This window comes from Solibacillus sp., assembly GCF_040273735.1.
In the GTDB taxonomy this organism is placed as follows: domain Bacteria; phylum Bacillota; class Bacilli; order Bacillales_A; family Planococcaceae; genus Solibacillus.
Genome location: NZ_JBELZM010000014.1, coordinates 42,629 through 56,331, shown reverse-complemented (window position 1 = coordinate 56,331; position 13,703 = coordinate 42,629). Strand labels below are relative to the sequence as shown.

Here is a 13,703-nt window from a genome sequence, read left to right as displayed (position 1 = left end):
TATCGATTACGTTTCGAAATCTTCTGCTTGCGCGGTTAAAGTCGTGTAATCAACTGCAGTTTTTTCATCACATGCAGCTAAAAGCGTAAAACTGGAAATGAATAAAGTTGCGAATAAAGAGATTTTCTTCATTTTCATACCTCCTTCACCTAAATTTATACCATATTTTACAAATTTTATATTGTAGGTGCTATACTATGGGAATCTATAAAGAGAATAGGAGGTTAGTAGTAATGTTCAAATTCAGTTGGATAAGGAGCGAAACGCATTTTGTTGATTTACCCCATATACAGCAATTTAAGAACCTTACGATTGGAAGGTTTGGCGGCAATTCATCAGCAGGGCAATATAAAAACGAGGATGGGTGTATCGTTTGGGTGAATGAAGAACAAGATTGGGAATTTGTTATGATTTTGGATGCTCATAACAGTGCGGAAAGTGCCGAACTTGTCGTGGAGACTATTTCGAATGAAGAGCATAACCTGACTTCAATTTTTAATAAGCCACTTTCCGTTGCTTTTAAGGAATTGGATCATCATATTGTAAATATTTTTCAAAATCCGCTCTTTTTAGCCCGTTGCCGTGAAATACAAGGGGAAACGGCATGTCTGATCGTGTTAAGGAAAGATAAATATATTTGGTGGTTTTCTGTTGGGGACTGTATTCTTCATTTATTTCATCCTGAACTGGCTGAAATGCAGCAATATCAGTTAAATCAAAGAAATTTCTACGAATGGATCGGGAATGTAAATACGTTTGAATTGGATGTCCCGTGTTACAGTACGGGACGCAGAGAATTGCGAAAAGGGATGAATCAGCTTTTTATGACAACAGACGGACTAACGGAATGTCCCCATACTACATTTGATAACCCCAAGGATATCATGAAGGTATTTGACCATTCCCAGTCTCAGCACGATTCTGTATGGCAGCTATTAAAAGAAATTGAAGAAAAGGGCGTACGGGACAGTACAACGATTGTTTCATGGACTGTTGTTGTCGATGAAAATGCAACTGAACCGAGTAATAAATAATCAATAAAAGGGGTTTTGTATATGTTTAAAGTAAAAACAGGTTCTGTCACAGGTTATAAAGAAAAGGATATTCATTATACAATTTTAAGTAGCGATAAGCATGCCCCAAAACTGGCGATTTTGCTTCCAGGAGCCGGATATACCGCGCAAGCACCACTTCTTCATTATTCGACGGGTGTGTTTTTACAGAAATCGGTTGATGTGCTGCAGGTGAATTATACGTATAATGATAAGTTTTACGATCCTTTCTGTATGGATGAGCTCGTTGAAGCGATTAAATATGATGTAGGTGCAGTCATAAATAAAGTTTTAGATAAGAATTCTTATGAAGGCTATTATCTTGTCGGAAAGTCTCTAGGAACGATTGCTATGGCGTCACTGTTAGATATGGAGATCTTTCATCATGCAAAAGCTGTATGGTTAACGCCGCTTCTTAATCGAGATGATGTTTTTGAATCGATGTTACACAGCCGTAACGATAGTTTATGTTTTATTGGAGATGATGACACGCATTATAACGCGGAAAGATATCGTCGATTCACCAATAATCCAAATCTGGTGACAAGACTTCTGGCAGGAGCGGATCACAGTTTGCAGTATAAGAGCGATCCTGTCAGTTCAATTGATCTTTTGAAAACGGTCATTAAAGAAATCGCTGAATTTTAATGAAAAAAGCCTTCCACCTATACTATGGAAGGCTTTCAATTTATTCTAAGTTATCAATTGCGTACTGAGCTTCTTCAGCCGTAAATTTTTCTCCGTATTCGGAAATCAATTGATCATAAATGGCAGAGTCAGACATTGCCATTGTTTCAGCGTATGATTTTGCTTTTTCTAAAGCATTCGCTTTCCAGTCAAATTCCAGATTATCGATTGCATATTGCGCGGCTTCTTTAGGGAAACCTTCTCCATATTCTGAAATTAACTGGTCGTAAATACCGGCTTTAGACATTTGCATTGTTTCCGCATACATTTCTGCCTTTTTCAATGCAGATTTATATTCGCGCGGTACATTGTCTTCTTTTGCTTCCTCTTTTGGCTCTTCTTTTACAGCTTCTTTTGTATCTGCCGCTTTTTCTTTCGGTTCAGTCGTCGCTTCAACTTTTGTATCTGAATCCACTTCAGATGTTTCTCCGTCACTGAACACTGCGATGATTACTACTAATATAATAAGGGCTAAAAATCCGCCACAACCAAGTTTAAATACTTTCTTCAACGCGGTAAATCCTCCTTTTTGATTATAAATATATATTACTAGTTATTGTAGGATAATAATACTGGTAATTTATATATATATAACAAATTTTTATTGGATTTCCGGAAAGTATCTATTTTTTTGATTAACTTTATTTTTAAGGAGGCAAAGGTTGCTTAAATGAGAGTAATCTTATGCACTTTTAATGAAAATTATTTTTATATATGAGGTAAAGATGCCATGAGAATTGGTTCATCAATGTCTATCGGATGACATTTGTTAGAAGTACAGCAGCAGGAGGCTGGGGAAGCAATATAATGTCAGTATAATAAATAAGTCTAAAATATGACAAAAAACTCGCCATTATTGAAGCGAGTTTTATTCAAAGAAAGGGATTCACGGTTCATTCATTTTCGAACTACCTATGGAGACATTAGATAAATTGCGCTTATTCAATGACTTGATTAAATACATTGCCGTCTCCTTTGGTGTTTATAATTTTTAAACGATTGGTCTCTTTTACAAACACAGCTTTGTATTGTAGTTCATCCTGTGCATTTAAAAAATGGAGAATACGAGTTTCTTCGTTATTAGCAAGGATCACAATTTTGTAAGAACCCTCTCCAATTTGCTTACGGATAATATTGTATTCCGGTAATTTTGCAGCCTCTTCCTCACTGATATCGTCTTTAAGCTGATCGGCTTCATTTGGTTTTTCTTCTTCCTGGAGAAACTCTCCAGGAGTTTCTTCCTCCGCCTTACTATTTTTTTCTGCAGCATCATCGCTGCACCCAACAAGCAGCATTCCTGCCGTTATAAGTACTATGGTCCATTTGGTCATAATGCATTACCTCCAGTTCAATTGTTTATTGTAACAAATTAATAAACCTATCTATACCCTATACACTCAAATACCGGCTAAGTTTTGTCATAATGAGGGTTTAACTCATATTTGCAAAATTATTGATAAAAATATAAAAGGTAATGTCTCAAATCAATACCTTTTGTGTTAGAAATAGGTGTTGAGTTACGAGATAGAAATATCAAAAGGATGTTTAAAGGAGTTATAACTTTCAGACATCCTTTTGGTGAAGAAACTGTTATGTATTGAAGGTTAACCTTATGCTAGAAGGAATTTCAAAACAATAATAGCAAGTATTAAAAAACTTTTGGGGGTTCTTCTTTAAACTAAGTAATGAACATATATTTTTAAGTATTTCCATTACTTGAATTGTACTAATAGATGTTCTGAAAAGTATAAATAAGAGGTGATTCCCTGTACTTTTTTAAAAAAGGTTTGGCGCTAATTACCGGAAGCATTTTTATATCATTGGGTATAAATCTGTTTATAGTGCCACATGAAATATTAGATGGAGGAACAGTAGGAATTGGATTAATAGCAAATTACTTATGGGGTTTTAATACAGGATTAATAGTTATTGTAGTTAGTATTCCTATTTTTATTTTTGCTTGGTTTTTTTATAGAAATTATTTCTATAACAGCTTACATGGTCTGCTTCTGTATGCCTTTTTTATCGATTTTCTATCACCATTAAGTAAACTAATTGAATTAGAAGCTATATACAGTTCATTACTAGGTGGCATGCTTGTTGGAATTGGGAATGGATTGATGTTAAATTTTCAGACGAGTACGGGAGGCACGGATTTTATTGCACAGTTTTTATGTGAGAAGACGGGGATAAATGTAGGGATTTATATTTTGTTTATTGATTCCATCATAATAATTATTGGTGGTTTATTATTATCTTCAGAGACGTTTTATCTCTCCGTTATGACTATACTTTCTATTGGTATCACCACGAGTATTATTACAAGTAGAAAAGGACATGTTGTCGCTTTCAAATGATGTATAAAGCGAGGAAAAGAGCATGGATGGCAGGACAGGCCAAAGTAGTTGCTATCTATGATCGTGCCTTTTGGAGGGAACCAGGACTTTCTGGATACCTAAGGAGTGGGGGTTGGTAGTTCGAAATAGTTGTCCGGAAAGGGCAGTAAGGATTTCTGTTTGCGTTATCAAATATTGTTTGCCATACAATTTTCATATTGTAGGGCTTTTATGTGCGTGTTATGATATTCCAAATCTTGTAGGAAGGGTTTTTAGTAAGGCAGGCAGGAATATGGTACAAAAAACTCGGGTAGAATCATCAAAAGAACAAACAGCTACACTGAAAAGCTACATTCGATTAGATCGGCTTTATTTTTAACAATATATTCAACGTTGATTATAAAAGGAGGAACTATATGGCACAAGTTTCTAAAATAAACCCATTTTCTATCGATCATATTGTGGTAAATGTTGATGAGAAATATCAAAAAAATATTCAATTTATTGAGCAAGTTAATCGGTTAGGCTTACCTTATACACCCTCAAAAGGTAAAGGAAATAAAGGTTTCAAAGCCTCAAATTTATGGATAGGAGATGAATATTTCGAGTTTATCTATATTAAATCGAAAGATGGCGGTGGCTGGATCAAAGACTGGGTTGATAAGTATAATTCTGGTCATAGAGGTGTCATTGGACTATTTTTCAAAACAAATAATATTGAAAAAACTAGTGAGTTATTGAAAAGTTTTGGCATATCAAATCCTGAAAGAATAAGGTTTCCTTTTTTCTTTAAACTAATTAATTTTTCTGCTAAATGGCAAAATGCATATCTCCCATATTTTGACGAAGTACCTTTTCAATTAGGTTTTCAGCAAGTCGATTCGCCACAAATTGAAAAGAAAATGCGTAATCGAATGGTACCAAATAGCAAAGCTAATGGTATCGATGGAATAAAGTCAGTCCAATTTTTCGGCCCATTTACAAGACGAGACTTTGAATGGTTAAAAAATGTGTTCTACTGCATTAATGAAGATACCGATCAACTTAATATTCCACTTAAAGATGGTCAGTCAATACATTTTTATATTAGTGAGACTATAGAAACACGCGTGTTACTTAATTCTAAGGGTAAAGTATTAACCCCGTTACTAATAGAAAACCTAAGAATACTGAATTTTTGAGATTTATGTCCTTCCGGTATAGGCGAAAATTCCAAACATACTTTATGAATGTTTTATGAGAATCCAAAATTTAAAAAACGATATTCCACAATCGGACGCTATTGTGGAACAACACTCTGAGGAAATAATCGAACTTTTTTTATAAAAGTCTCATACTAAACTAAAAAAACCGCCATTTTGATCATCTTTTTTCAAAATGGCGGTTTTGGCTATATTGCTAAATAAAGATTGAGCAAACTTTTTTTAATTGAACTTTATTTCGCATCAACTCAAAACAATTATAAATTAATTTTCTGCATAATTTCTCCATATTTATTAGTTATACTAACATTAGTTTTACTAAATAAAATAGTGAATACGGTTTTATTATTGCGTTATTGATGCCTTTTTTGAGGATTCACAGGATTTTAGAAGGAAAGTTAAAGTAGCTAACAATCTATTTATGTTTTAAGACGTTTTATGTAAGGAGAGCAAAATAAAAGTGAATAAAATTTCTACAAAATTGGCGGTTTGTTTTTTCATAGTGGTGCTAATAATGGAATCGCTTTTGATGTATTACCTTCATCAAAATATGATTAGTAATAGGGTGGAAGAAGAGTTCTCGTTATTATTGGCAAATGGTGCAAATCATCGCGATGTTCTTATTGAAAATTATTCAGATACAACGATAAAACATATTGTGTTGATGGAAAAAAATGAAAAGCGTGAAGTGATGATAATAGATAGTACAGGTAGTATCATTGGCAGTTCCGGTAACTCCTATATGTTACAAGAAGAGTATCAACTATCTGTAGACGATTTTAATGGTGAAAAAGATTACATAGTAGTTTCGGATTGGAGAAGTCTACCTTACATAGTTAGCGTACATCCATACGTAGTGGATCAAAATCGATCAGGCGTTGTATTAATGTTTCAAAGTACAAAATCAATCAATCAAATGGTTGATGACATGAACTTGCATTTTGTTATATCTGGAATTATAGGATTAATCGTTTTATTTATTATATATGCGTTACTATCTAAAATTCTAACTCGACCGTTAATCCGAATGAAAGAAGCAACCGAGAAATTAAGTAAAGGTGTTTTTGAGGTGAATTTACCGAATTTAGGGAGTGATGAACTAGGTGACTTATCGAATTCCATTCACAAGTTAGCAAAGGATTTAAAACGATTAAAGAATGAGAGAAATGAGTTCCTTGCTTCTATTGCTCATGAATTAAATACACCACTAACATATTTGATTGGATACTCGAAAGTTGCAAAAAGAGAAGATTTGAGTAATAAGGATCGTAAATATTATTTGGAAATTATTGGTGAAGAATCAAATCGAATGAAAGAATTAATGAAAAACTTATTAGATTTGGCACGAATGGATGAAAATTCCTTCACCATTTCCAAAGAACATTTTTTGGCCAAACCATTTCTGGAGAATATTTATAAGTTCGTAGCCCCTTCATTTGATATAAAAAAAATCAAACTTAAACTTGTTAGTGAAAGCAATTTACACATCTATGCTGACGCTCTTAGATTAGAACAAATACTACTAAATTTATTAGATAATGCTTTAAAATACTCCAATGAAAATTCAGAGGTCTGTTTAAAAGCATATGAAAAGGACGGAAAAACGGTTATTACTGTTATTGATACTGGTATTGGGATTCCATCAAACGAAATAGAATTTATATTTGAAAAATTATATCGAGTTGAAAAATCAAGATCACGTGCGTATGGAGGCTCAGGAATCGGTCTCGCTGTTGTGAAAGAGTTAGTTGATGCACATGGAGGAACCATCGAGGTCAAAAGCAAAATAGGACAGGGGAGTACGTTTAAAATCACGATATAAAAGGAGAAAGAATAAATGCAAACGGTTCTTTTAGTAGATGATGAACAAAGAATGTTAAATCTGGTTGAATTATTTCTGGTTCCACACGGATTTAAATGTCTAAAAGAAATAAATGGGAAAAATGCTTTAGAAACACTTAGAAATGAAAAAGTAAATTTGGTTATTTTAGATGTAATGATGCCTGAAATGGATGGATGGGAAGTTTGTAAAAAGATACGTGAATTCTCACAAGTCCCTATAATTATGCTTACCGCAAGATCAGATAAACTGAACTTAGTAAAGGGATTAAATATCGGCGCTGATGATTATCTCACAAAGCCATTTGATGAAAGTGAATTGGTTGCCAGGGTTCACGCGATATTACGAAGAGTTCCAAAAGTTGATGAGAGTAATCGTGATAATGTTGTTTATAACGAATTCTATTTAGACACGGAGAAATATTCCTTGTATTACGAAAATTCGACTGTTCAACTTACATCGAAAGAATTTTTTATTGTGAAGGCGCTGATGACTAGACCTTCAAAAGTTTATGTTCGGGAAGAATTGCTCAATGCGGCTTGGGATTATGAAACAGAAACGGATATTCGAACAGTTGATTCCCATATTCGCAATTTAAGAGAAAAGTTGAAAAAAGAAGGTTTTCCTACTAATAAATTTCTAAAAACTGTCTGGGGAATCGGTTATAAATGGAGTTAGTCTAATTAAAACCAAGAGGTGTAAAGTAAAATGAAATTAAAAATGCTTATTAGTACTATTTTTTCAGTTGTTCTTATAACAGCTTGTAGTGAAGAAAATATGAATGAGGAAAACAGTTCTATAAAAAATGAAAGTAGAGAAATTAAGGAATTAGTTCAAGACTATAGTGCCCGAAATGTTGAAGCCGAGTCCGCTTCTATAACATCTAAACATTTATTAGTAAAAGAAAACGATGGAACTGAGCAAGTATATGACCTTCCTAAAGATGAATTTTTTGTTTCGATTGCCCCTTACATAAACGAAACACATCCTTGCGAAAATCATAGTTTAACGGGGTGTCAGGGTGAAATGGTAAGTGAAGAGTTTGATGTATACATAGAGGATGCAAAAGGTAATGTCCTAGTTGATGACATATTAAGAACAGAAGAGAATGGATTTATTGATTTATGGCTGCCACGTGAACAAACTTTCCAAGTAAAAATTGAACATCAAGGAAAAGCAGTTGAATCTGAATTTTCTACATTTGAAAATGACGGTACTTGTATCACAACAATGAAATTGATTTAGAGATATGTTTTATGAGATACAGCAGGTATGGTAGGAAAATGTATGTAAATGAGGGAGGAATATATTTTCACCCTACAGATAAAGGTCAAGTTGAGATAAATTAGCTTTCTATAAATAACTAGAGAAGGTGACAATAAAATGTATAATTTTTTGTCTCAAATAAGTCAAATAGTCAGTAACCCGATTTCTGCTTTTTTACATTCATATAATCATTCTCCAATTTTTATAGCTCTTCTTCTAGGTTTAATTGGCGCGGTAGCACCCTGTCAACTCACCGGAAATATTAGCGCAATAACCATTTACGGAAATCGAACGATTCAAATAAACAACAGTTGGGGAGTAATTACGTCTTTCATTATTGGAAAAGTGATGGTTTATAGCGTCATCGGATTATTTGCATGGTTTTTTGGTCAATCATTTGAAATAAAAGTGACGGAGTACTTTCCATTATTCCGTAAAATAATTGGTCCCTTATTAATTATTACTGGATTTGTACTATTAGGATTTTTAAAGTTTCAATTTTTAAGTCGCTTTAATTTTTATATTCCAGAAAGTTTAAAAAGGGGAAAGGTAGGGTCATTCCTTTTAGGTGCAAGTTTTGCAATTGCATTTTGTCCTACAATGTTTGTCCTCTTTTTCGTTTGGCTAATGCCTACAGTAGCATCTACATCTTATGGATTAGTGCTTCCTGCAATATTTGGATTCGCAACATCGATTCCCCTTATCATGATTTTAGGTCTAATATGGTATTTTGATGTGAAGGGTCTAATCTTGAAAAAAAGTATGAAGGCAGGAAGAGTCATACAAAGGATTGCTGGAATTGTACTGATTTTCATTGGCATCCTTGACACCATCACATATTGGGGAATATAAAACAGATGATTAGGTTGAGCTGCAGGCTATAACATTATTGGGATTCCACTTACAGCGGGTTTTCTAAATAGTTGGTATTATTATAACACCTGCAATAGGTGCAGCAGGTATGTCATGAGTACGATTATTTGTGCAATTAATGCACAGCTTTTAAAGATTAATAATAACTAAAAATAGTAAATAAAAAATTGCCTAAGAATTCGAATTCTTAGACAATTATTATTTTTTTATATCCAGTTTAGTAGCAAAAATTAAAGGTAAGTGAATATAATAAAAAAATATGTAATTATTTATTCAAATCTAAATAAAAGTGAGTTGAGGTAAGTGTGTATTTCTAGTAATTTTGTTGAACTGCAGGCTTATAGAATATGTGAAGAAATGAAAAACCAATCAATGTACAAAATGATGAAGTTAGGACTTTCTGACGATAGTATTATTGAACCTCAGAATCTTGAAAGCTTTGGAGATGGAAGAGCATTGATTACAAAAGCAATTTTTGAAGATACTGAGGGGAAATCCTATTCAGTAAATATTAATCATAATGGTTTAAGATTTGCTATGGGAGAATTAACATATAAAGAATATAGAAATATGGAAAAAAATGAAGACCTAATGGCACTTGGTTTTTTAGCATTGTTAATAGGTCTAATAATAACTATTATGTATAGTTTGTTACTATTCTTAAGATAAATCTGTTTAGCAATATGGCATAACTCAATTATGTAGGGATATTTTAAAAAGTTTTAGGCTTAATACCAAATATATGAATGATTTGGTAATCTCCTCTAAAGGGGCGTATTAATTAATTATTGAGTTATTTTTCTATACATTTTCGAATATTCACGGAAAATTTCTGCACTTTCTTGGCAATGGCCGTTAATCTCCATATTTCCTCCATATTTATTTGTTACAGTAATTGCAATGAAACACAAGGAGGAGATATCATGAAGTTTAATTTTTTAGTTACTACTTTACTAATAAGTAGTGTTATTACTGCAGGCTGTAGTGCAGATAGTTCTGAATCTGGTGAGCATGAAGCAATGGATCATTCAAACATGACAAACATGGAGGGTATGGACCATTCGAACATGACCGATGAGGAACTGGAAGGCATGGATATGGAAAACAGTCATGCAAGTCATACAAACCTTGTTGCACTAAATAATTCGACCGGGGAAAATGAGTTAGCCATCCCACAATTAATTGAACCGAAAGATGGAGTTGTTACTATTAAAGCTCAACAAGGTACAACAGAAATTTTTAAGGGAGTTCAATCTCAAACATTTGGATACAATGGGTCATTTTTAGGTCCGGTTATTCGTGTTAATGAAGGAGAAACGGTAATATTTAGAACAAGAAACGAATTAACTGAACCAACAACATTTCATTGGCATGGTGTAGATATATCAGGTGAAGGCGATGGTGGTCCACATCAGCTTTTAGAACCAGGAGCAATGGAAGACGTGAAGTTTACTGTTAGTCAAGGTGCATCAACACTTTGGTTCCATCCTCATCCAGAAGGTTCTACAGCGGAACAAGTATATAAAGGTCTAGCAGGACTAATCTATGTTGAAGATAATAATTCTAAAAATCTAAACTTACCAAAAGAATATGGAGTAAACGATTTTCCATTAGTATTTCAAGATAGAGAGTTCACTGTCGAAAAACAGTTTGATTATCAAGCAGTACGAAATGATGATGGTACAATCGGTGATACTTTATTAGTTAATGGTACGATAAATCCAAAACTGACAATAGGAAAAGAAAAAGCGAGACTTCGTTTATTAAACGGAGCGAATGCACGAAATTATACATTTAAATTAAATACAGGAGATAAATTCCAACAAATAGCAAGTGATGGTGGCTTTTTAAATAACCCTATTGAGATGAGTGAAATTACATTAACACCTGGTGAGCGAGCGGAAATTATTGTGGATTTTTCAAAATACGATTCTGAAAGTGATATTGCACTTTTGAATGAAGATGATGCAATACTTTTACCATTTATTATTGATGAGCAAAAAACGAATCCGCTAGAAATTTCAACAAGTTTAAATGATTTCGCAGTGACAGATGAAGAAAGAAATTTATCTGTTACGAAAAAACTGGAACTTTTCGGGATGGGGAGAATGGTTTATATTAATGGTAAACAATTTGATATGAACCGAATTGATTTTTCGCAGAAGCAAGGTGAAACAGAAATTTGGGAAATTTACAATAAACCAGATGCGATGGGTGGCATGATTCATCCGTTTCATATTCATGGTACTCAATTTAAAGTTGTTTCAATTGATGGAAATGAGCCACCTGTAAACTTGCAGGGATGGAAGGACACAATTTCAATTGAAGCTGGTCAAACAGTTAAATTAGCCGTGAAATTTAATAATAAAGGTATATACATGTTCCACTGCCATATTCTCGAACATGAAGAAAACGGAATGATGGGACAAGTAGAAGTAATCTAGTTTCTAGACTGCTAGTGAAATATAAGATAATTAAAGAACACCCTCAAGTAATAGTTGGGATTTACTTGAGGGTTTTTTAAATACTTAATTTAATTATTAAATATAGCAAGGGAAGGGTCTAAATGTCTCCTAAATTAACAGAAGATAAGAATAAAAGAAAGGGAAAGAATAAAACAATATTATTTCTTTATATTGCGGTCCTCCTTTTTATTATCTGGGCAATAGCTACTATTTGGTTGGCAATGACCTACAAACTTAATAATAAAAATAATGAGGAAAACGAAGTTATAAATAGTGCTTTTAATAAAAAAAATCCCACTATTAATTTTAATTCAGAAGAGGATAAGATTTTCGAAAACACGGATAGAGATGACTTAAAACCACCTATGGAAACAGTATTAAAAGACAGAACTCTTCGATTAAAAAATATTAAGGGGATTTTTGGAAATATGAAATCACCTAAGGAAATTTCGGCTTTCCACTCTACTTTTGGGAAAGAAGTTGTTTATATTTATCATTCTCATAGTAGGGAATCCTTTTTGCCCTATCTAAAAGATACAAGCAGACCAGAAGAAGCTTATCATTCAGTAGCAAACATAACATTGGTTGGAAAAATGCTTGGACGAGCAATGGATCAAAGGGGAGTAGGAACGAAAGTTGAGACAGTAGATATTGTACATCTTTTGAATTCCAGGAAATTAGCTTACACCAGCTCTTACAATGTTTCTAGGGAGCTAGTGCAACTATCACAAAATGAAAATAAAGACCTTGAATACTTTATAGATATTCACCGTGATTCATTACGAAAAGAGAATACAACTACTGAAATAAATAGAACAAAATATGCAAGCCTACTTTTTGTAGTGGGAACTGGTCATGCGGAATATGAAAAAAATCTTCAGTTTGCAAATAATCTACATACTCTATTAGAGAATAGATACCCTGCTTTGTCAAAAGGTATACTTAAAAAAAGTAGCAGTCAGGGAAATGGAATTTATAATCAAGATATTTCCCCTAACTCATTAATTATAGAAATTGGGGGAGTAGATAATACGGTAGAAGAACTTCATCGATCAACGGAAGCTCTTGCTGAAGTGTTAAGTGATTATTATTGGGAAGAAAATTCGGAATCTCGGTGAAATAATGAGTCCTTAAATTTCTTATAGAGATACCATACCCAGTGGGTTAATGATTAGGAATGGAATATTTTAGCAAAATTACTTTTGTTAGAAGGACTTTTGACCTCCGAACTGCAAATGCAATTGTCTCAATGGAATGAATCATACAGATAAGTAAATTAATGATAATAAGCTGTGTTGTAATAACAGGTGTTTTCCTTAGTAAGGGATAGGAACCCCCCTCCTTAATCATTTTATTTAAGGAGGGGGGTTATCCATTATTTGTGTCGGTAGGTTATTGACGCCACTTTCGCTTCAGCTTTTTCCCGATTAAAAATAGTACGAGCACATAAAGCAAAATAATAAATACAGTATACCATTTACCAGCTGCTATCTGATGACCTGCAATTGAAAAGGCTAATATCGTTGGAAACTTGCCTAAAAATGTTGCAGCTAAAAAGGAACCTAAATTTACATTCGATATACCTGCAATTAAATTAATACCCGCTGAAGGTAAAACTGGAATGATACGACCAAGTAGTACAGCTAAAAAACCGTTTTTTTCAATTAATGCAAGGTATTTCTTTAAATACTGTCTCTTTACTAAATATTTATGAGCGACATGGCGTAATAAGTTTCTACTTAAGAGAAATAATAGGACGGATCCTAATGTTGTCCCAAGCAAGTTAATCCCAAGACCAGGGAAAAACGAATTATTACTTGCAATGAATGCCGCCAGTACAGGAATTGGTGCAAAGGGAATCATTGAAACAAGTGCCATAATTAAAAATTGATAAAGCCAACCATAAGGTCTTTCATTTTGTATAATGTCTAAAATAAATTGATCCATAATCATTCCTTAAAATTATTTTTGCTATTGTTCTA

15 protein-coding genes are annotated in these 13,703 nt (G+C 33.3%); 11 read left to right on the top strand and 4 right to left on the bottom strand.

The genetic code is table 11. The annotated features are described in order from the left end of the window. Positions 1–6 precede the first annotated feature (6 nt). Entirely contained in the window at positions 7–132 is a 126-nt protein-coding gene (locus ABS917_RS13905; RefSeq protein WP_350479545.1) for a hypothetical protein, read from the bottom strand. Between the two features lie 101 nt (positions 133–233). Here ABS917_RS13905 and ABS917_RS13900 point away from each other — a divergent pair, with 101 nt between their 5' ends. Continuing rightward, on the top strand, positions 234–1,034 hold the full coding sequence (locus ABS917_RS13900) for a PP2C family serine/threonine-protein phosphatase (RefSeq protein WP_350479544.1): 801 nt from the start codon (positions 234–236) through the stop codon (positions 1,032–1,034). 21 nt (positions 1,035–1,055) lie between these two features. Continuing rightward, on the top strand, positions 1,056–1,700 hold the full coding sequence (locus ABS917_RS13895; RefSeq protein WP_350479543.1) for an alpha/beta hydrolase: 645 nt from the start codon (positions 1,056–1,058) through the stop codon (positions 1,698–1,700). 40 nt (positions 1,701–1,740) lie between these two features. On the opposite strand, the gene ABS917_RS13890 is transcribed toward ABS917_RS13895, so the two are convergent. Further along, the gene (locus tag ABS917_RS13890; protein WP_350479542.1) at positions 1,741–2,250 is read right to left on the bottom strand and encodes an Ltp family lipoprotein; all 510 of its coding nucleotides are present in this window, start codon (positions 2,248–2,250) and stop codon (positions 1,741–1,743) included. Positions 2,251–2,677: 427 nt separating this feature from the next. Beyond that, positions 2,678–3,070, bottom strand: a complete 393-nt coding sequence (locus ABS917_RS13885) for a hypothetical protein (protein WP_350479541.1) — start codon at positions 3,068–3,070, stop codon at positions 2,678–2,680. A gap of 435 nt (positions 3,071–3,505) precedes the next feature. Between ABS917_RS13885 and ABS917_RS13880 the strand changes: the two genes are divergently transcribed. The 9 genes from ABS917_RS13880 to spoIIP all read left to right on the top strand — a co-directional run bounded on the left by ABS917_RS13880 (position 3,506) and on the right by spoIIP (position 12,839). Continuing rightward, positions 3,506–4,096, top strand: a complete 591-nt coding sequence (locus ABS917_RS13880; RefSeq protein WP_350479619.1) for a YitT family protein — start codon at positions 3,506–3,508, stop codon at positions 4,094–4,096. A 395-nt stretch (positions 4,097–4,491) separates the two neighbouring features. Continuing rightward, complete coding sequence (locus ABS917_RS13875) at positions 4,492–5,256, top strand: VOC family protein (protein WP_350479540.1); 765 nt, start codon at positions 4,492–4,494, stop codon at positions 5,254–5,256. A 481-nt stretch (positions 5,257–5,737) separates the two neighbouring features. Then, positions 5,738–7,099 (top strand): sensor histidine kinase, encoded by a 1,362-nt coding sequence (locus ABS917_RS13870; protein WP_350479539.1) that lies wholly within the window; start codon positions 5,738–5,740, stop codon positions 7,097–7,099. Positions 7,100–7,114: 15 nt separating this feature from the next. After that, complete coding sequence (locus ABS917_RS13865; RefSeq protein WP_350479538.1) at positions 7,115–7,795, top strand: response regulator transcription factor; 681 nt, start codon at positions 7,115–7,117, stop codon at positions 7,793–7,795. A gap of 30 nt (positions 7,796–7,825) precedes the next feature. Then, positions 7,826–8,362: a CueP family metal-binding protein gene (locus tag ABS917_RS13860; RefSeq protein ID WP_350479537.1), complete on the top strand. Its 537-nt coding sequence runs from the start codon at positions 7,826–7,828 to the stop codon at positions 8,360–8,362. A gap of 138 nt (positions 8,363–8,500) precedes the next feature. Next, positions 8,501–9,235 carry an urease accessory protein UreH domain-containing protein gene (locus ABS917_RS13855; protein ID WP_350479536.1) on the top strand — a complete coding sequence of 245 codons (735 nt, stop codon included), beginning with the start codon at positions 8,501–8,503 and terminating at the stop codon, positions 9,233–9,235. A gap of 378 nt (positions 9,236–9,613) precedes the next feature. Continuing rightward, positions 9,614–9,925 carry a hypothetical protein gene (locus tag ABS917_RS13850; RefSeq protein WP_350479535.1) on the top strand — a complete coding sequence of 104 codons (312 nt, stop codon included), beginning with the start codon at positions 9,614–9,616 and terminating at the stop codon, positions 9,923–9,925. A gap of 254 nt (positions 9,926–10,179) precedes the next feature. After that, positions 10,180–11,700: a multicopper oxidase family protein gene (locus tag ABS917_RS13845; protein ID WP_350479534.1), complete on the top strand. Its 1,521-nt coding sequence runs from the start codon at positions 10,180–10,182 to the stop codon at positions 11,698–11,700. Positions 11,701–11,822: 122 nt separating this feature from the next. Continuing rightward, on the top strand, positions 11,823–12,839 hold the full coding sequence (spoIIP, locus tag ABS917_RS13840) for a stage II sporulation protein P (RefSeq protein WP_350479533.1): 1,017 nt from the start codon (positions 11,823–11,825) through the stop codon (positions 12,837–12,839). Positions 12,840–13,113: 274 nt separating this feature from the next. On the opposite strand, the gene ABS917_RS13835 is transcribed toward spoIIP, so the two are convergent. Further along, entirely contained in the window at positions 13,114–13,668 is a 555-nt protein-coding gene (locus ABS917_RS13835; RefSeq protein WP_350479532.1) for a TVP38/TMEM64 family protein, read from the bottom strand. Between the last annotated feature and the right edge of the window lie 35 nt (positions 13,669–13,703).